The 18,644-nt window shown below is 65.1% G+C and carries 18 protein-coding genes; 7 read left to right on the forward strand and 11 right to left on the reverse strand.

All coding sequences use genetic code 11. The features are described from left to right. Window positions 1–17: 17 nt before the first annotated feature. The 4 genes from API01S_RS14415 (at window position 18) to ychF (ending at window position 3,291) form a co-directional block, all read left to right on the forward strand. Entirely contained in the window at window positions 18–629 is a 612-nt protein-coding gene (locus tag API01S_RS14415) for a 50S ribosomal protein L25/general stress protein Ctc (protein ID WP_039883615.1), read from the forward strand. Between the two features lie 97 nt (window positions 630–726). Beyond that, window positions 727–1,326 (forward strand): aminoacyl-tRNA hydrolase, encoded by a 600-nt coding sequence (pth, locus tag API01S_RS14420; protein WP_050729520.1) that lies wholly within the window; start codon window positions 727–729, stop codon window positions 1,324–1,326. Then, a complete protein-coding gene (locus tag API01S_RS14425) occupies window positions 1,323–2,102 on the forward strand; it encodes a CPBP family glutamic-type intramembrane protease (RefSeq protein WP_050729519.1) in 780 nt (259 codons plus the stop codon). Before pth ends, API01S_RS14425 begins: the two co-directional genes overlap by 4 nt. A 97-nt stretch (window positions 2,103–2,199) precedes the next feature. Beyond that, window positions 2,200–3,291 carry a redox-regulated ATPase YchF gene (gene ychF, locus API01S_RS14430; protein WP_006221665.1) on the forward strand — a complete coding sequence of 364 codons (1,092 nt, stop codon included), beginning with the start codon at window positions 2,200–2,202 and terminating at the stop codon, window positions 3,289–3,291. A gap of 110 nt (window positions 3,292–3,401) precedes the next feature. On the opposite strand, the gene API01S_RS14435 is transcribed toward ychF, so the two are convergent. Further along, the gene (locus API01S_RS14435; protein WP_006221664.1) at window positions 3,402–3,845 is read right to left on the reverse strand and encodes a MarR family winged helix-turn-helix transcriptional regulator; all 444 of its coding nucleotides are present in this window, start codon (window positions 3,843–3,845) and stop codon (window positions 3,402–3,404) included. Window positions 3,846–3,847: 2 nt separating this feature from the next. Continuing rightward, entirely contained in the window at window positions 3,848–5,446 is a 1,599-nt protein-coding gene (locus tag API01S_RS14440; RefSeq protein ID WP_050729518.1) for an MDR family MFS transporter, read from the reverse strand. Window positions 5,447–5,851: 405 nt separating this feature from the next. On the opposite strand from API01S_RS14440, the gene API01S_RS14445 reads away from it, so the two are divergent. Together API01S_RS14445 and API01S_RS14450 are read left to right on the forward strand one after the other, a co-directional pair. Next, the gene (locus tag API01S_RS14445) at window positions 5,852–8,350 is read left to right on the forward strand and encodes an AsmA family protein (protein ID WP_050729517.1); all 2,499 of its coding nucleotides are present in this window, start codon (window positions 5,852–5,854) and stop codon (window positions 8,348–8,350) included. Then, window positions 8,347–8,733: an MOSC N-terminal beta barrel domain-containing protein gene (locus tag API01S_RS14450; RefSeq protein ID WP_006221661.1), complete on the forward strand. Its 387-nt coding sequence runs from the start codon at window positions 8,347–8,349 to the stop codon at window positions 8,731–8,733. The genes API01S_RS14445 and API01S_RS14450 overlap by 4 nt, the downstream gene beginning before the upstream one ends. 50 nt (window positions 8,734–8,783) lie before the next feature. On the opposite strand, the gene API01S_RS14455 is transcribed toward API01S_RS14450, so the two are convergent. The 4 genes from API01S_RS14455 to rsmD form a co-directional block, all read right to left on the reverse strand. Beyond that, the gene (locus API01S_RS14455; protein ID WP_061304966.1) at window positions 8,784–9,998 is read right to left on the reverse strand and encodes a benzoate/H(+) symporter BenE family transporter; all 1,215 of its coding nucleotides are present in this window, start codon (window positions 9,996–9,998) and stop codon (window positions 8,784–8,786) included. After that, window positions 9,995–10,246: a YfhL family 4Fe-4S dicluster ferredoxin gene (locus API01S_RS14460; RefSeq protein ID WP_006221659.1), complete on the reverse strand. Its 252-nt coding sequence runs from the start codon at window positions 10,244–10,246 to the stop codon at window positions 9,995–9,997. The genes API01S_RS14455 and API01S_RS14460 overlap by 4 nt, the downstream gene beginning before the upstream one ends. A gap of 106 nt (window positions 10,247–10,352) precedes the next feature. Continuing rightward, the gene (gene coaD, locus API01S_RS14465; protein ID WP_006221658.1) at window positions 10,353–10,856 is read right to left on the reverse strand and encodes a pantetheine-phosphate adenylyltransferase; all 504 of its coding nucleotides are present in this window, start codon (window positions 10,854–10,856) and stop codon (window positions 10,353–10,355) included. Between the two features lie 58 nt (window positions 10,857–10,914). Then, on the reverse strand, window positions 10,915–11,481 hold the full coding sequence (gene rsmD / locus API01S_RS14470) for a 16S rRNA (guanine(966)-N(2))-methyltransferase RsmD (protein WP_039883614.1): 567 nt from the start codon (window positions 11,479–11,481) through the stop codon (window positions 10,915–10,917). A gap of 511 nt (window positions 11,482–11,992) precedes the next feature. Here rsmD and ftsY point away from each other — a divergent pair. Continuing rightward, window positions 11,993–13,048: a signal recognition particle-docking protein FtsY gene (gene ftsY / locus API01S_RS14475; RefSeq protein ID WP_231689431.1), complete on the forward strand. Its 1,056-nt coding sequence runs from the start codon at window positions 11,993–11,995 to the stop codon at window positions 13,046–13,048. A 159-nt stretch (window positions 13,049–13,207) separates the two neighbouring features. Here the strand turns inward: ftsY and API01S_RS14480 are convergent, their stop codons facing one another. The 5 genes from API01S_RS14480 to phnD form a co-directional block, all read right to left on the reverse strand. Next, window positions 13,208–14,866, reverse strand: a complete 1,659-nt coding sequence (locus API01S_RS14480) for a CYTH and CHAD domain-containing protein (RefSeq protein WP_050729515.1) — start codon at window positions 14,864–14,866, stop codon at window positions 13,208–13,210. A gap of 242 nt (window positions 14,867–15,108) precedes the next feature. Then, window positions 15,109–15,933: a phosphonate ABC transporter, permease protein PhnE gene (gene phnE, locus API01S_RS14485; RefSeq protein WP_050729514.1), complete on the reverse strand. Its 825-nt coding sequence runs from the start codon at window positions 15,931–15,933 to the stop codon at window positions 15,109–15,111. Beyond that, complete coding sequence (gene phnE, locus API01S_RS14490) at window positions 15,930–16,814, reverse strand: phosphonate ABC transporter, permease protein PhnE (RefSeq protein ID WP_050729513.1); 885 nt, start codon at window positions 16,812–16,814, stop codon at window positions 15,930–15,932. The genes phnE (API01S_RS14485) and phnE (API01S_RS14490) overlap by 4 nt, the downstream gene beginning before the upstream one ends. Continuing rightward, a complete protein-coding gene (gene phnC / locus API01S_RS14495) occupies window positions 16,811–17,581 on the reverse strand; it encodes a phosphonate ABC transporter ATP-binding protein (RefSeq protein ID WP_006221652.1) in 771 nt (256 codons plus the stop codon). The genes phnE (API01S_RS14490) and phnC overlap by 4 nt, the downstream gene beginning before the upstream one ends. Before the next feature lie 6 nt (window positions 17,582–17,587). After that, window positions 17,588–18,586, reverse strand: a complete 999-nt coding sequence (gene phnD, locus API01S_RS14500) for a phosphate/phosphite/phosphonate ABC transporter substrate-binding protein (RefSeq protein WP_006221651.1) — start codon at window positions 18,584–18,586, stop codon at window positions 17,588–17,590. Between the last annotated feature and the right edge of the window lie 58 nt (window positions 18,587–18,644).

Below are 18,644 nucleotides of genomic sequence, written 5' to 3' on the forward strand. Positions count from 1 at the left end.
TGCTTTTGGAGTTTTCCATGAAATTCATCGCCACTGCGCGTAGCGTCCAGGGTTCGAGTGCGAGCCGCCGCCTGCGCCGCGCGGGCCGCGTTCCCGCCATTGTCTATGGTGGTACGGCTGCCCCCCTGAACATCGAACTCGACCACAACGAGATCTATCACGCCCTGCGTAAGGAAGAATTCCACGCATCGATCCTGCAAATGCAGCTCGAAGGCTCGAAGGATGAACAAGTTCTGTTGCGTTCGGTTCAATGGCACGCCTACAAGCCGCAAGTCCTGCACGTGGACTTCCAGCGCGTTGACGCCAACCAGGCTCTGCGCACCAAGGTGCCGCTGCACTTCGTGAACGCCGAGATCTCGCCCGCTGTGAAGCTGGCCGGCGCCATGATCAGCCACGTGACGACCGAACTGGAAATCACCTGCCTGCCGAAGGCTCTGCCCCAGTTCATCGAAGTCGACCTGGCCAACATCCTGGCTGGCGCTTCGATCCACCTGGCCGACATCAAGCTGCCCATGGGCGTGACGTACGTGCCCCACGGCGGTGAAGACAACCCGCTGCTGGCTGCCGCCATCGTCAAGGGCGGCGCTGCCGCTGCCGACGACGAAGCCGAAGCTGCTCCGGCTGCCTAAGTCTTGCTGGAAAGCCTTCGGGCTTTCCGCGGCTAGTGCCGAAACCCTGCGTGTGCATTTGCATGCGCAGGGTTTTTTGGTTTAAACACCCTCCATCATGTCTATTCCCATACGCCTCATTGTGGGATTGGGTAATCCCGGTCCCGACTACGAAACCACTCGGCACAATGCCGGCTTCTGGCTGGCCGACCATCTGGCGGACGATCTGCGCACTTCTTTTGCGCTTGAGAAATCTTTTTTTGGCATGGTCGCCAAGTCGCGCCTCGGGGCGGACAACGTGCTGCTGCTCAAACCCATCACCTATATGAACAAATCCGGCCAGGCGGTCGGTGCGTTGGCGCGCTTCTACAAGCTGGCGCCCGAACAGGTGCTGGTGCTGCATGACGAACTGGATCTGCTGCCGGGCCAGGTCAAGCTCAAGCAGGGCGGCGGCCACGCGGGCCACAACGGCCTGAAGGACATCCAGGCCGTGTTGGGCAGCCCCAATTTCTGGAGGCTGCGTATCGGCATCGGCCATCCGCGCACGTTGGGCCTGGCCCAGCAGGTGGCGGACTTTGTCCTGCATCCGCCGCGCCGCGAAGAGCAAAAGGAAATCGAAGCCGTCATCGACCGCTGCCGCGCCGTGGTGCCGGCGATGCTGGCGGGCGACTTCGCCCTGGCCACGCGTCAATTGCACAGCGGCAACGTCGCGGCATGAGCAGCGGCCCGCAGTCCACGCCCACCGGCAAAACGCGTTTCCGAACGGAAGTCGTGGATTTCTGGCGCTACATACGCCGTCCGCGACCGGTCTCGCGCGTGGCGGGGCGCGCGGCGGGCGATGGCTTGCTGGCCGATTGGTGGCCGGGCATCCGCCCCGGCCGGTTGTTGGCCTGGGCGGGGCTGCTGTGGGCGTTGAATCTGTTTGCGCTGGGGCCGGTGGCCGTGATGGCCGCAGGCCTGGGCGGCGCCACCCACCGCATCGATCCGACCAACCTGCCGTGGCTGACGGCGGTGATATGGGCGCCGCTGGTCGAAGAGATGCTATTCCGATACGGACTGCGCCGACCGTTGCAGGCGCTGTGGCTGGTGCCGGCGCTGATGCCCGTCGTGCTGTATGGCCCGAAGTTGTGGACGGGGCTGCTCTTGGCCGCCTTCGTGATTCTCGCGTGCTGGGGTGTGCGCCAACGCGCGACGATGCTCACTGGCTGGGACACGACGTGGCGACGCTACTATCTGAAGCACTTCGGACTGGTGTTCCACCTGGCCGCGCTGACGTTCGCAGCGGTGCACCTGACCAATTTCGTCTACAGCAAGACACCTTACTGGCTGATGCCGTTGCTGGTGCTGCCGCAATGGCTGACGGGCCTGGTGTTGAGCTGGATGCGCGTGCGCCGGGGCATCGGCGCGGCGATCCTGCTGCATGCGACGTTCAACGCCGGCCCCATTTTGATGATCTGGGCCGTCATGCGCTGGGCGCCGTCCATCGCCAATTAGCGGGGCCGTATCGCGCCGCCACCACGCAAGAGCCTTGGGGCCCACCCGGGGTAAACTAGAACGTTAACGATCAATACCGTACTTACACAGGATTCCCATGGCTCTGCAATGCGGCATCGTCGGCCTGCCCAACGTTGGCAAATCGACTCTCTTCAATGCTTTGACCCGCGCCGGCATCGCCGCCGAGAACTATCCGTTCTGCACCATCGAGCCCAACGTCGGTGTGGTCGAAGTGCCGGATCCGCGTCTGCAAAAGCTGGCTGAAATCGTCAAGCCCGAACGCATCCTGTCCGCCACCGTCGAATTCGTCGACATCGCGGGTCTGGTCGCCGGCGCAAGCAAGGGCGAAGGCCTGGGCAACCAGTTCCTGTCGCACATCCGCGAGACGGACGCCATCGTGAACGTGGTGCGCTGCTTCGAAGATCCCAACGTTATCCACGTGGCCGGCAAGGTTGACCCCATCGCCGACATCGAAGTCATCGAAACCGAATTGGCGCTGGCCGACCTGCAAACCGCCGAAAAGGCTTTGCTGCGTCATCAGAAGACCGCGCGTTCCGGCGACAAAGAATCGCAGCGCATCGTGGCCGTGCTGGAAAAGTGCATCGCCCAACTGAACGAAGCCAAGCCGATCCGCGCGCTGGACCTGACGCCGGAAGAACACGTCGACATCGCCCAGCTGTGCTTCATCACGGCCAAGCGCGCGATGTACGTGGGCAACGTCGCGGATGACGGCTTCACCAACAACCCGCTGCTGGACCGCCTGACCGAATTCGCCGCCGCGCGTAACGCGCCGGTCGTCGCCATCTGCGCCGCCATCGAATCCGAAATCGTTGACCTGGACGACGCCGACCGCCAGGCTTTCCTGTCCGACATGGGCATGGAAGAGCCGGGCCTGAACCGCCTGATCCGCGCGGCCTTCAAGCTGCTGGGCCTGCAAACCTACTTCACCGCTGGCGTGAAGGAAGTGCGCGCCTGGACGGTGCCGATCGGCGCCACTGCCCCGCAAGCGGCTGGCGTCATCCACACCGACTTCGAACGCGGCTTCATCCGCGCGCAGACCATCGCCTACGAAGACTTCATCACGTACAAGGGCGAACAAGGCGCGAAAGAAGCGGGCAAGATGCGCGCGGAAGGCAAGGAATACATCGTGCAGGATGGCGATGTGATGAACTTCTTGTTCAACGTCTAAGGCCTTCGACGGTTCTCGACGTATCAAACAAATCGCCGCGCATTGCGCGGCGATTTGTTTTTGGCGGCCGTAAATAGGTAGTCGACCATCGCACAGGCGGCGACAGCCCCTCACCCCTCGCTATCTCCCGCCGCCCGCAGGAAATTCGATTCCAGCACGCTCAACACCCGGTTCAGCGTATCCACGTCCGACGCGCTCAATCCCTTCAACGCTTCCTCGAAAAACGCCGCCCGCTTGGGCAGCGCTTCATTGACCACGGCCTGTCCTGCGGCGGTCAGCGTAGCGTTGGTCAGGCGGTTGTCCTGCGCATCCACGGCGCGCGAGATCCAGCCCATTTTCTGCATGGCCTGCAATTGGCGGGTCAGTGAGGCGGGGTCGAGACGGCAACGTTCGGCCAGGTGCTTTTGCGAACATTGGCCGTTTTCGTGCAGCGCCAGCAGGATGCGCCAGCGGGGCAGGGCGTGGCCCACTTTGCTGCTGAATGCGCTTTGCATGACGCGATACGTCTGCCCCATGTGCTGGATGACTTGCAGTCCTTGTTGTTGTCTGGGCAAACCTATTCTCCGACGCCAGCCGGCTCCGCCTTCGTCGGGCGAGCCAATTGCACCAGCGGCACGCGTCGCACGCACCAGATTGCGAAGATGGCGACGGCCAGTGCGATGAGCTGGCCTTCATGGATGGCGCCCACCAGCGCGACTCGCGCGATCTCGATCAGCGACGTACCGTCCTGGCCTTGATGCGCCAATTGTGCCAGGAACTGAGTCTGCGCCGCCGGGTTGACCAGCATCTGCGGATCGTTCAATTCCGGCAGCCATTGCGCCGACGCGCCGCGCAGCGTGGACTCGACGCCGCTGAAATAGCTGTGGCTGACCATGGTGCCGACGACCGCCGTGCCCAGCATGCCGCCAATCATGCGCAGCGACTGCAACAGCGCCGTGGCGATGCCCAGGTGCGTGCGTCCGGCGGTCTGCTGCGCGAACACGGTCAGGTTGGGCATGATGAAACCCATGCCCAGCCCGGCCATCAGCATGTACGCGGCGATCAGCGCATGAGGCGTGGTGTTGTGCGTCGTGACGATGCCCAGGCACGACAGCGCCATCAGCACAAAGCCCGCGTACAGCATGCGGTTCGGGTTGCGGATGCGCGTGATGATGCGGCCGTTGATGATGCTGCCCACGGTGATGAAGACGACCATCGGCGTGATCAGCAGGCCGGCGTCTTGCGGCGACAGGCCAAAGCCGCCTTGCAGCAGCAGGGGCGCGTAGAACAGCAGCGAATACATCGTCACGCCCACCAGCAGCGCCAGCGTGAACAGCGTGGCCAGGCCCCGGTTGCGGAACATGTCCAGCGGCAAGAGGGGATGCGGGCAACGCTTTTCCCACCAGATCAGCAGGACGAACGCGGCGATGCTGCCCGCGCCCAGCAGCACGATGGGGCCGCTGACGCCTTCCTTGGGCAGCAGTTCGACGAGCAGTTGCAGGGTGCCCAGCGCCACCGCGATCAACAGCGCGCCTTGCCAGTCCAGGCGCACTTTGCCCGACGTATGGTTGCGCAGGTGCGGCAGGTAGCGGGAAACGAACCACAGGCCCAGGATGCCGATGGGCAGGTTCACATAGAACACCGACCGCCAGCCGTAGTGTTCGGTCAGCGCGCCGCCCAGCGTGGGACCGACGGCGTTGGCGATGCCGAAGGCGGAACTGAGCATGACCTGCCAGCGCAGGCGCACATGGGGATCGGGAAACAGATCCGGGATCGACGCGAATGCGGTGCCCACCAGCATGCCGCCGCCGATGCCCTGCAAGGCCCGCGCCAGCACCAGCGTCAGCATGCTGTCGGCCGCGCCGCACAGCGCCGAGGCCAGCGTGAACAGGACGATGGCAGCCACCACGAAGGGCTTGCGGCCGTAGTAGTCGCCCAGCCGGCCGAAGATCGGCACCGTGATGACCGAGGTCAGCAGGTACGACGTCGCGACCCATGCGTACAGCTCGAAGCCTTTCAACTCGGCCACGATGGTGGGCAGGGCGGTGCCCACGACAGTCTGGTCGATGGCGACCATCATCATGACGAAACACATGCCCAGCATGGCCAGCAAAGTTTGCCGGAAGGGAAGCACCTGGCCGGGCGAATGCGGGGTGCTGGGAGTGGGGGCGGGCATTGTTGGATGCATCAATGATTGATAGATCAATCATTCTAGTCCTACAATCCGCCGGACAGAAAGTTGTCAGCTATGCGGCTCGGTCGGGATGGAAATTGACTTGTCGCTTCCGTGACTGGAAGCGTTTTTAGTGTCATGGTCTGACAAGTGCGCGCGAAGCCGGCCCGATTTGTTACGATAGCGAAATCTGCACGTTGGTGTTTTCAACGTCTTCAGTAAGCCTTCCTTGGTAGACCCTCCCTCCAGACGCCGCAGCCGCAAGCTTTCGGCAGGAGAGTGGACTCGTCCTGAAAGGCAGACAGCTCCATTTGGCGCGTGGAATTTCCGCCGCTACAGCACCATCCCCGCGCGTCGCGCGGTGGGCGGCATCCAAGAATTTCCAGTCGAGGTACCGACGGGGCAGCAATGAAAACGTGGTTCAAGCGCATTTTGATAGGCCTGGTTGTGTTGGTTGTCGTGGCCGTCGTTGGCCTGGCCATCTTCTTGCTGACATTCGACCCCAACGCGTACAAGTACAAGCTGGAAGAGCTTGTGCAGGAACGCTATCACCGCACACTCACCATCGACGGCGAGATCGAGCTATCGCTCTTTCCGCGTATCGGCCTGTCCGTGCAGGGTGTGTCGCTGTCCGAGCCCAACAGCCCCGACACCTTCGCCTCTATTGAAAGCACGCGCCTGGCGGTTGCCGTCTGGCCGTTGCTGTCCAATAGTTTCGTGGTCGATCACGTCGCCATCAGCGGCCTGAAGGCGCGCGTGGTGCGGGGCAAAGACGGCCAGTTCAACTTCAGCAATCTGGTGGGTGGCGCATCGACCACCACCGCGGCGCCGGCCAGCCCGGCCGAAGCCCTGGTGGGCGCGGCCCAGACCGCCGCCCAGGCCATTACCAGCGGCACGCTGCCGGCCTCGCGTAACAACATGCAGATCGACATCGCCGGCCTGGATCTGAAGGACGGCGAAGTGCAGTTGCAGGACGCGATTTCCGGCATGGCGGTGGCGGTCACCAAGATCAATGCCAACACCGGCCGCGTCACGTTCAACCAGCCTTTTGATGTGCGCCTGACGGCCCGCGTCGAAGGCGGCAACCCGCGCGTGGACGCCAACCTGACCGGGCAAGCCCTGTTGACGCTGGACCCGTCCGCCAAGCGCTATGCCGCGCAAAAGCTGGACCTGCGCATGGACGGCAAGCTGCCCGGCGCCGAGGCCAAGAGCCTGGCGGTGCGCGGCAACCTGGCGTTCAATGGCCAGAAGTCCGCGCTGGATGTGGCGGGCCTGGAAGTGGTTTTCCAGGGCGACATCACCGATCCCGCCGCGCGCGCGACCGGCGTGGAAGCCAGCGTGGCCATGCCCAAGCTGTCCATCGACCCGCACAAGAGCCAGCTGCAAATCGAAAAGCTGGCCGTGCGCGCCAAGGGCGGTTCGGCGGACGGCCCGTTTGAATTTGCCGTGGACGCACCGGCGCTGAACATCTCTCCCACGTCGGCCACCGGCGAAGCGCTGACCGGGCGCGTGCGCATCAGCGGCCTGGACGCCAGCTTCGGTTTGAACGGCATCAGCGGCAACGCCGTCGAGCTGGACATCAAGGAAGCCAAGCTGGACAGCACCTCCAAGAACGGCGATCGCGTCGTGAAGCTGAACTTCGCGTCGCCATTGAGCCTGAACCTGCTGCAACGCAGCGGCGGCCTGTCCGCGCTTCGTGGCGACGTCAACATCACCGACCCGGGCTTGCCCAAGGGCAGCTTGCAGATTCCGGTGATTGGCAGCCTGAACGCCGATTTGCTCAAGGACCAGGCCAGCAGCAAGATCAACGCCGTGCTGGAAGGCGGCAAGTTCGACCTGAGCGCCGACATCACCAAGCTGTCGCAGACCCCGATCGTGAAGTTCGCGCTGGCCGTGGATACGCTGGACCTGGACAAGCTGGTGCCGCCCATCGCGGCGGCGCCCGCCAAGCCGCCCGCCGATGGCAAGAAGGACGATTCCAAGCCGGCTGCTCCGCCCGCGCCCGCGGCACCCGTTGACGACACCATCGATCTGTCGGCGCTGGTGGGCCCCAGCGTCAATGGCACGTTGAAGGTCGGCAAGCTGGTGGTGCGCGGCTTGAAGGCGGATGAAGTGGCTGCCGTGGTCAAGCTGGACAAGGGCAAGCTCGAAATTTCCAGTCTTACCGCCGGTCTGTACGGCGGCAAGCTGGCGGGTGCGCTGTCGGTTGATGCCGCGCAAGGCAATCAGGTGGCAAGCAAGATGTCGCTGGCGGGGATCGCCATCGAACCCTTGCTGATGGATCTGGCCAACCGCAACGTCCTCAGCGGCACCGGCAGCCTGGCGCTGGACTTGAAGACGGCTGGCGCCAACGCCTATGCCATGAAGAGCGGTTTGGGCGGCACGTTGCAGGTGCGCCTGCGCGATGGCGCGGTCAAGGGCATCAACCTGACCCAGACGCTGCGCGAACTGAAGGCGGCGTTCAAGCCGGAATCGCAAGACGAAACCGTGCCCGCCGACACCAGCAAGCAGACCGAGTTTTCGGAAATGGACGCGGACCTGGCCTTCACCAAGGGCGTGGCGGCGGTCAAGCGCCTGAACATCGTGTCGCCGCTGCTGCGCGTGACGCAAGGGGATCCGGCCAACATCGACTTCGTCAAGAGCGAGCTGGACCTGGTGGTGCGCGCTCGCGTCGTCAACCCGGCCGCCAACCCCGATGGCCAGGAATTGATCGACCTGAAAGACGTGACCATCCCCGTGCAGGTGAAAGGTCCCTTCGACAAGCCCACGTACACGCTGCTGTGGAAAGACGCCATCGGCGGCATCCTCAAGCGCAGCCTGGAAAACAAGCTGCGCGACGCCGTCACGGGCAAGGGCGGCAACGGCGCGGCGGTGGATAAGGCCCTGAAAGGACTGCTAGGCAAATGAGTACCGACAGCTTCCAGCCCATCGCACAATGCGGCGTCACGGCGCAGCCCGACGCCGCCGCGTATCACCGTCAATGGCTCATCGCCAACGATTCGGGCCAGTGGTTGAATCGGGAACTGTGCCCCCGGCTGGCCGACGTGTCGGTACAGCTGCGTCTGGGTTATCTGGTGCTGACCGCCCCGGGCATGCTGCGCATGGACATTCCGCTGGACGTCATCGAAGACGACGACAGCGTGCGCTACAGCATGAAAGTCGGCGAGCAGACCATCGACGTGATCGATGAAGGCGAACTGGCGGCAGCCTGGATCTCGAATTTCGTGCAGGTGCCTTGCCGGATCATGAAGGTACACCCCGACACGCCCGTGGCCGCCTGGCCGGAATGACGCGTGGCGATTTGCGGTGATTGACGACGGCGCCTGTTGGCGCCGTTTGCTTACTTGCGCCGCCTGAGCTCGAACGCGGCGTGGGCCAGCAGGCCCGCGACCAAGCCCCAGAAGGCCGAACCAATGCCCCAGAAGCTGAAGCCCGACGCGGTCGCCAGCAAGGTGATGAGCGCGGCTTCGCGCCGTTGCGGGTTGACCATGGCTGCGGACATGCCGCCCATGATGGTGCCCAGCAGCGCCAGCCCGGCGAGCGCTGCCAGCAGGGCGGCCGGCAAGGCCTGGAAGAACACGGCCACGGCGCCGGCCACGACGCTCAAGGCCACATAGCCCAGGCCGTAGGTGGCCGCCGCAATGTAGCGCTTGGCGGGGTCTGGATGGGCTTCGGGGCCGGTGCAGATGGCGGCGCTGATGGCGCCCATGGTGACGCTGTGCGCACCGAATGGCGCGGCCAGCAGCCCCAGCAAGCCGGTGGCGGCCACGATGCGCGATGCCGGAGGCCGATAGCCGGCCGCTTGCAGGATGGCCAGGCCGGGCAGGTTCTGCGACGCCATGGCGACCACGAACAAGGGGATGCCCAGGCTGACCGCCGCCTGCGCGCTGAACTCGGGCGTCGTCCAGACGAATTGCGTCAGGCTCCAGTCCAGCAGATTCAGCTGGATCAGGTCCAGCGCGAACGCCAGCGCGATGGCGACGACCATCACCAGCAGCACCGCGTAGCGCGGGGCCCAGCGACGGCACAACAGATAGGTGACGCACATGGCCAGCACCAGGCCCGGCTGACGCGCGACGTTGCTGAAGATGCCCATGCCGAAGTTGAGCAGCACGCCGGCCAGCATGGCGGCGGCGATTTCTCCGGGAATGCGGCGCAGGATGGGATCGATCCAGCCGAACAGGCCGCAGGCCAGCGTCAAGCCTGCCGCCAGGATGTAGGCGCCGATGGCTTCGTTGAACGGCACGCCGACCAGCGCGGTGACCAGCAGCGCCGCGCCGGGCGTGGACCACGCCATGACGATAGGCAGCCCCGTGCGCAGGCTGTAGAACGCGCCGCCCAGCCCGAATGCCAGGCTCAATGATCCGATCCACGATCCGATGCGCGCGGCGTCCAGGCCGGCGGCGTGGCCAGCCTGCACCATGAGCACGGCGGTGCCGCCGAAGCTGACCAGCACGGCAACCACGCCAGCGGCAATCGCTGACGCGGAAATATCGCGGCGGGCGTGGTGGGAATCGGAGGGGAGGGTGATGCCAGGCTGTGTCGCGTCGCTCATGCGGCACCGGTCAGGCGGCGGTACTTGGCCATGAGCTGTTCCTGGCCTTCGTTCCACTGAGGATGCAGTTCAATGCACTCTACCGGGCACACCACCTTGCACTGCGGTTCGTCGTGATGGCCGACGCACTCGGTGCATTTGTCGGGGTCGATGACGTAATAGTCATCACCCATGGAGATCGCGTCGTTCGGGCACTGGGGCTCGCAAACGTCGCAATTGATGCATTCTTCGGTGATGAGCAGGGCCATGGTGGGCAGCGGTGTAAAGCCGGGAGCGGATGCCATTGTAGCGCCGGGCCGCCCAGCGCAAGAAGGGCGCGAATCGCGCCCTTCGGGATGGTGCCAGGACGGTGGATCAGCCCGGCCAGGATTGCTCGCGGCGCTCCTTGGCTTTTTCCTGCAACCAGCGTTCCACGGACGGGAACACGAACTTGCTGACGTCGCCGCCCAGCTGGGCGATTTCGCGCACGATCGTGCCCGAGATGAATTGGTATTGATCCGACGGCGTCATGAACAGCGTTTCCACGTCGGGCAGCAGATGGCGGTTCATGCCGGCCATCTGGAATTCATATTCGAAATCGGACACGGCGCGCAGGCCACGCACGATGACGCGACCGCCTTGGTCGCGCACGAAGTCCTTCAAAAGACCGCCAAAGCTTTGCACTTCCACGTTGGGATAGTGGCCCAGCACTTCGCGCGCGATTTCCACGCGTTCGTCGATGCTGAAGAAAGGCTTTTTGTTGCGGCTGTGGGCGATGCCCACCACGACCTTGTCGAAAAGCGTGGCCGCACGGCGGACCAGGTCTTCGTGGCCCCGGGTCAGCGGGTCGAAAGTGCCGGGATATACAGCGATGATCATGCGAGCTCCGTACCGTTATTAGTGGTGTTCACCATCCTCCGAAGCTCGGATTATTGATCTATTTCCGCAATGCAGCAAATTCGAGAAGGTGGTAGTGGACCGCGCCTGCCTTGTCCTGCCGCAAGATCTGGAATCCTTCGGGGGCTTCGATGGGGCTTTCCGCCTCGACGTAGACTAGCCCATGCTCGTTCAGGATGCCCGGAAGAATTGGCCAAAGGCGCGTCAGCCAACCCTGTCCGAAGGGGGGATCCAACAGGATGAGGTCAAAGCGGGACGCATCCATCCGTTCGGCGACCTGCATCGCGTCGCCCACATGGATGCGTATCATGTCGGCTTTGAGCTTGTCGCGCAGTGTCCGCAGCGCGGACGCAGCGGTCTTGTCCCGTTCGACCATCTGCACGTGCGCGACGCCGCGAGAGGCCGCTTCGAAGCCCAGCGCGCCGCTGCCCGCGAAGAGGTCCAACACCTGTTTGTCGGCGAATTCGCCCGCCCAAAGATGATTCAACCAATTGAACAGCGTCTCGCGGACCCGGTCGGGCGTGGGTCGCAGCGTCTCCACGTCGGGAACGGCGATGGGGGTGCGCCTGTATTGGCCCCCGACGATACGAATATACTTGTTACCCATGTTTAGCCGCTTCTTCAAGAAAAAAACCCCTCCGCCCGCCGCACCGGCCCAGCCCGCGCCGCCGCCGGAGGTTGTGGACGCCCCAGTCGCGCCCACCGAGCCCGTCGCCGCGCCGGTAAGCCCGGCGCCCGCGCCGCGTCCTGAACCGACCGCGCCGGCCGTAAATCCCGCCGCCGCGCCGTCTGTTGCACCGCAAGCCGCGCCGCAATCCGCCCCGCAGCCCACGCCGTATTCTGCGCCGATTGCACCGCCTGCCGCGCAGCCGGTGATGCCGCAGACACCTACGCCGCCGATCTCGTCACCGGTCACGCCGACTGCTCAACCGGTCACGACACCGATTGCACAACCGGCCGCGCCGTCGATCCCGCAGCCGGTCACGCCACCCATCGCACCGCCGGTTTCGCCCGCTGCGCCGACGGTGGCTGCATCGGGTGCGGCGTCGGCACAGACGGCTGCCGTCGCTACGCAACCTGCGCCCGCTCCGGTGGAACCGGTACGCGCACCGCTGCCGATGTCGGCGCCCACGGTCACTGCGTCGCCGGCCATCCCGCCCGCGCCCATCGCCCCGTCTACGCCGATCGTAGCGCCTGCGCCGTCACCGGCCGCGTCGCCGATCACTGCACCGGCACCGGCACCGGCACCCGAAGCGCCCAAGAAAGCTTCCTGGCTGTCGCGCTTGAAGCAAGGCCTGTCGCGCACGGGGCAGAGCATTGGCGGTATTTTCGTCGGCGTCAAAGTCGATGAAAACCTGTTCGAGGAACTCGAATCGGCGCTCATTATGGCCGATGCGGGCCTGGAGGCCACCGAGAAGCTCCTGACCGCGCTGCGTGCGCGGGTCAAGAAAGAACGCATCGAAGACCCGGCCAAGGTCAAGACGGCGCTGCGCCAGTTGCTGGCGGATCATCTGCGTCCGCTTGAGCGCGGCTTCAACCTGACCAGCGCCAAACCGCTGGTCGTGATGATTGCCGGCGTGAACGGCGCGGGCAAGACAACTTCCATCGGCAAGCTCGCGCACACGTTCCAGCGCCAGGGCGCCAGCGTCCTGCTGGCTGCCGGCGACACCTTCCGCGCAGCCGCGCGCGAGCAGCTCGTGGAATGGGGCAGCCGCAACAACGTCAGCGTGATTTCGCAGGACGGCGGCGACCCGGCCGCCGTGGCTTTCGACGCCGTCAACGCTGGCCGCGCGCGCGGCATGGGCGTCGTCATGGTCGATACCGCGGGTCGTTTGCCTACGCAGTTGCACCTGATGGAAGAATTGAAGAAAATCCGCCGCGTCATCGGCAAGGCCGACGCGTCGGCCCCGCACGAAGTGCTGTTGGTGGTGGACGGCAACACCGGCCAGAACGCCTTGGCGCAGATTCGCGCCTTTGATGCGGCCATCAACCTGACCGGCCTGGTCGTGACCAAGCTGGACGGCACCGCCAAGGGCGGCACGCTGGCCGCCGTGGCGGCGGGCAGCCAGGGCGTGCGTCCGATTCCGGTGTACTGGATTGGCGTGGGCGAAAGCCTGGAAGACCTGCAACCCTTCGTCGCGGACGAATTCGCCGGCGCGTTGCTGGCAGACTGATTCCGCCTGCGGCGGATGGAAACACGGGACGGCCTCAGCGCCGTCCCGTGTTGTTTTCAGCTGTCATGCAGACCTATCCATCGTCGGGCCGCTGATGCGGCGTGGGCCGTGAGGATGTCGCGGCGGGCGGTCGATCTCACCGCGCAGCCGCCTGACCGCCTAGCGCCAGAACGGCTTGCTCTTTGCCAGCGCGTCAAACGCCTTCTGCGCGTCCACGGCCAGTTCGTCCAGCCGCGCGCTGATCCAGCCCAGCGCGAACCAGGCCTGCGGATGCGTGGCCGTACACGACTCGTAGTAATCCTTGGCGACGGCCAGGTCGTTGATTTCGCCCAGCACGTCCTGCACGTTGGACAGCAGCTTCCGATAGCCCTTCAGTTTGGCCGCCGGCAGCAGCGATTCGGCGAACGCCAGGCTGTAGCGCAGCCGTTTGCCCCGTTTGCGCAGTTCGTGGCGCGTGGGTATGTCCAGCTTGGCGAAGCGCGTGCCCTGTTCCGCCACCTTGCTGTGCCACCGGTGTAGTCGCCGCGCCAGTTGCTTGCGCAACTGCTGCGGGTCGGGCTCGGGGGCCAGCATGGGGATGATGGTGGGCTTGATGCTGGTGGGGGTCAGCCCGCCTTCCAGGCGGATGGCGGGTTCCGGCGCGGCGTCGCTGGGCGTGCCGTTGGCGGTGGCCGGCGCGGCCCCGGACGGGGCTGCGGGCGGCACGTCCAGGCTCCATTCCAGCAGGTCCAGCAGCCAGGCCTGGAACGCCTTGCCGGCGGCGATGGCGCGCGCGTCCTGTTCGGGCGGCGCGGCCTGCATCGGAATCACCGGCATGCCCGCCCGCAGCAACGCGGGGGCGACCGTTTCGTTCAGCACGTCCTGGTCGCGGTTCGCGCCAAAGGCGGCAAAGTGCGTGCGTACCCCTTGCAGAATGGCCTCGGGCACGGGTGCGACCCAGCCATCGAACAGCTTCCAGGCCGAACGCAGCCGGCGCACGCCCACGCGCAACTGGTGCACGTGTTCGGAGTTGCCGGCCTGATACACGCCTTCGGTATCGACTTCGGCCAGCACGGCGGCGTTGCGGGCGATCTGGTCCAGGCATTCGGCGGCGATCCGGCCCAACGCTTGCGGCGCGGTCATGTCTTCGCGCAGCTTGACCGGGGCAGCGCCGCGGGGCGCCCAGAATTGCGCGATGGCCTCGGCGCGGCGCGCTTGCAGGTCGTCGCCGGGGTTGGCGTCTTCGGCGGCAAGCTTGTGGGCCAGTTGCGCCAGCGCGTCGCCGCGCTCGGATTTGCTGCGCGGGTCCAGCACCAGATGGTGCCGCTGCTGCCAGCCGCGCGCCACCGCGAAGATGGCGGCGGGGCGGCCCGACACCAGCTCGAATTCCAATTCTGAAATCGGCAGTTCCAGCGCGCCCGCGCGCAGGATGCCGGTGTCGTATGCCAGCTCGACCGTGCCGTAGCGCGTGCGCACTTTGCGCAGCAGCCGCAGCACGTCGGTTTCGTAGCGCAGGCCCAGTTCACCCTTGATCGCGGCCAGCGCCTCTTCGACTTCGGTACCCGCATAGACGGACAGATCCAGCACGGGGCCGGGCCGAGGGTGGTTCAGTTCGATGCGGGTGATGGCGTTGGCCCCGGGCATCTTCAGGGTCTGCACCCAGTCCGGGCCTTCCTGCCGCAGCCGGATGGCGATGCGCGCCCGCGCCAGCTCGCGCTCGGGCGTGTCGAAGTACATGGCATGCAGACGGATGCGCGTCGCGTCGCGTTGCTTGACTTCCTGCTGCACGGCCTGGCGCGTCGCGGCGGGCACGTGCAGTTTCAATTCCTGTTCCGACATGGCGGTGGGTGTCCGACGGCAAAAGCCGAGATCTTAATCAAGCGGGGGGCGGTTTTTGATGACCGTTCATATTTCGGTCATATCGAGCATAGACGCCATTCGCAGTCCGCAACAAGCCGGCTCGGCGCCCAGAAGAAAAAAGCGCCGCCTTTTTTCAAAGGCGGCGCCAAGGAGCGCTGGTCAGGGGAAACCGACAAGCGTAAGCGGGGCGTTTCCAGGGGAACGCCACTGCGGGACGCGCACTACAGAATGCGTTTGCGCGCCTGCGTAATGATGATTTCTGCCAGCACGACCACCACGAAGATGGCGGCCAGCACCAGCGCCACGCGGTCCCACTGGAACAGGTTCAGCGCAGTGTCCAGCGCCATGCCGATGCCGCCCGCGCCCACCAGGCCCAGCACGGCGGATTCGCGCACGTTGATGTCCCAGCGCAGCAGCACGATGGACCAGAAAGCCGGACGGATCTGCGGCCAGTAGGCATACCAGAGCACCGCCCCCTTGCTGGCGCCCGTGGCCGTGACGGCTTCGATGGGCCCGCGCTGCGCTTCCTCGATGGCTTCGCCCACCAGCTTGCCCACGAATCCGATCGAGCGGAACGCGATGGCCAGCGTGCCGGCCAGCGCGCCGGGGCCGAAGATGGCGATGAACAGCAGCGCCCAGACCAGCGAGTTGACCGAGCGGCTGGACACCAGGATCAAGCGCGCCAGCATGTTGATGGTTTTGCTGGGCGTCAGGTTATTGGCCGCCAGCAGGCCCACCGGCACCGCCATGAAGACGGACAGGATGGTGCCCAGGGTAGCGATGTGCAGCGTTTCGATCAGCGCGTTGTGCACGCCGTCCGGGTAGTAGGCCCAGTCGATCGGCCACATGCGCCGGAACAGGTCGGCCATCTGCTCGGGCGCGTCATACAGGAACTCCGGTATGACTTCCACGCCGCGTATCGCCTGGGCGATGGCGGCGACCACCAGCAGGTACAGCGCAAAGCGCAGCAGCCGCTGTCCCATGCTGTAGCGCTGCCACACGCGCGGCGAGCCGGCCGCGTTCAGGCTGGAGGCGTGAGCGTTCATTCTTCCACCTCCGCCTTGCGGGCAGCCGGCGGCTTGCCGGAACCGATGCCGCGCGCGCCGGCGAAGCGGCCTTGCAGGATGCGGTCAAAGCCCAGGTTGTCCAGGAACACGGCGCGCACGAAGCCCGCGATGATTTCGCCCAGCATGATGATGGCGATCAGGGTCAGCAGGATGGCGCTGACGAAGTCGTAGTCAAAGCGCTGGAAGGCCGAGAACAGCGTGCCGCCCACGCCGCCCGCGCCCACGATGCCCACCATGGTGGAATTGCGCAGGTTCGAGTCGAACTGGTAGGTGGCAAAGCCGATGAAGCGTGCGAACACCTGCGGCAGCACGCCGAAGATGATCACGTTGGCGAACGACGCGCCGCTGGCGCGCACCGCTTCCACCTGCTTGAGCGAGATCTCTTCGATGGCCTCGGTGAACAGCTTGCCGATAAAGCCGATGGACGCCACGGTCAGCGCCAGGATGCCCGCCAGCGCGCCAAAGCCCACGGCCTTGACGAACAGGATGGCCACGATGACCGGGTGCAGCGCGCGGCACAGCGCCACCAGCGAGCGAGCCGGCCACGAGACCCAGGCGGGCATCATGTTGCGCGCGCCCAGCAGGCCGACGGGCAGGGCGAACAGAATGCCCAGCACCGAAGCCAGCACGGCGATCTCCAGGCTTTCGGCGATGCCCTTCCACAAGGTGGCGGGCTTTTCGAAATTGGGCGGAAACATGCGCGAAAGAAAGGTCGACGCGTGTCCCATGCCGGTTTCAAAGCGCGCCCAGCTGAAATCCAGCTGCGCGCCCGCATAGACGGTGTAGATCAGCAGCAACACCAGGCCCGCCTTGGCGCGCCCGGACATGGCGAAGGGGCGGTTGCCCCGGGGGTGCGTCATTCCAGCCAAGACTCGCCTCCGTAGATGGTCTTGAGCATGGTGGCGTCCAGCCCCTGGCCGTCGCCGTCGTAGACCACATGGCCGCCGGACATGCCGACGATGCGGGTCGCATAGCGGCGCGCCAGTTCCACGTCGTGGATGTTCACGATGACGGGGATGCCGGTGGCGCTGCCTTGTGCGGACAGCAGCTCCATGATTTCAACGGAGGTCTTGGGATCCAGGGACGAGGTCGGCTCGTCGGCCAGCAGCAGCTGGGGGCGCTGCATCAGCGCGCGGGCAATGCCCACGCGCTGGCGCTGGCCGCCCGACAGCGCATCGGCGCGTTGATCCGCAAAGCCGGCCAGGCCCACGGTATCGAGCAGCTTGTAGGCGTGTTCGATGTCCTCGGGTTCAAACCGGCGCATCCAGGCCTTGAGCGCCGAGGTGTACCCCAGCCGCCCGGTCAGCAGGTTTTCCATCACGGTCAGGCGTTCGACCAGGTTGTATTCCTGGAACACCATGCCGATGCGGCGGCGCGCGCGGCGCAGCGACGCGCCACGCACTCGGGCCAGGTCCACGGCGCCTTCCTTGGACTGCAACACGATCTCGCCCTGAGTGGGTTCGATCAGCCGGTTGATGCAGCGCAGCAGCGTGCTTTTGCCGGTGCCGGAAGGGCCGATGATGGCGGTCAGGCCCTGGCCGGCGATTTCAAGGTTGATGCCATTGAGAACCGGCCGGCCGGCCCGGTATTCCTTGACCAGGCCGGAAATGCGTAGCGACGTCGTCATGCTGGATTACTTCTTGCTCTTGGCGGATTCGCGGTCGTAGGCGGCGCGGTTGAAGCTTTCGCCACCCGATTCAGCCACCTGGCGGACGATGGCCCAGTCTTTCTGGTAGGTCACCGGATAGAAGCGGTCGGCGCCATCGAAGGCCTTCGACATTTCCGCCGGGAAGCGGTAGTCGTAGAAGCACTTGAGCATCTGGTCGCGGAACTTCGGCTCCAGGTCATGCGCGTAGGCGAACGACGAGGTGGGGAATTTTTCGCTCTTGTAGATGACGCGGAAGTCGGCTTCCTTGACCTGGCCGCGTTCGACCATGCGCTTGAACACGTCCGAGGCCACGGCGGCGGCGTCGTAGTCGCCGGAGTTCACGCCCATGACGGACTGGTCATGCTTGCCCGAGAAGACCACCTTGTAGTCCTTGTCCGGCGTCAGGCCTTCCTTGGGGAACAGGGCCACCGGCGCCATGTGGCCGGAGTTCGACGACGGCGCGGTGTGCGCCAGCTTCTTGCCCTTCAGGTCGGTCAGCTTCTGGTACGGGCTGTCTTTCTTGACGATGACGATCAGGTTGTAGCCCTGGAAGCCGTCGGCATAGCCCTTGACGGCGAACGGCACTGCGCCGGCGATGTTCACGGCGAAGGCGGTGGGGCCCGTCGAAAAGCCGCCCACGTGCAGGCGGCCCGAGCGCATGGCTTCGATTTCGGCGGCGTTGCTTTGCACTTGATAGAACACGACGCGCTTGCCGGTGCATTCAGACAGGTGCTTGGTGAAGGGCTTGAAGATGTCTTCGTAGACGGCCGGATCTTCCACGGGGGTGTAGGTGAACACCAGGGTGGACGGGGTCTTGAGCTTGGACGCGTCGCTGGGGGTGTCGGCCACCAGGTCCTTGTTGGCGTCGCAGTACATCTGGTCCAGATCGCCACGGTTCGAGCAGGTGTCGGCGGCCTGGGCGGCGGAACCGCCAACGGCGAATGCGGCCAGGGCGGCCGCTTGCATTAGACGCATCGCGTGCATGGTTTGTCTCCTCTTGGGGATGAATTTGAATATTTCCTGAATTCAAACACACAAGAGG

The sequence above is a fragment of the Achromobacter piechaudii NBRC 102461 genome, assembly GCF_001571245.1.
In the GTDB taxonomy this organism is placed as follows: Bacteria; Pseudomonadota; Gammaproteobacteria; order Burkholderiales; family Burkholderiaceae_B; genus Achromobacter; species Achromobacter piechaudii.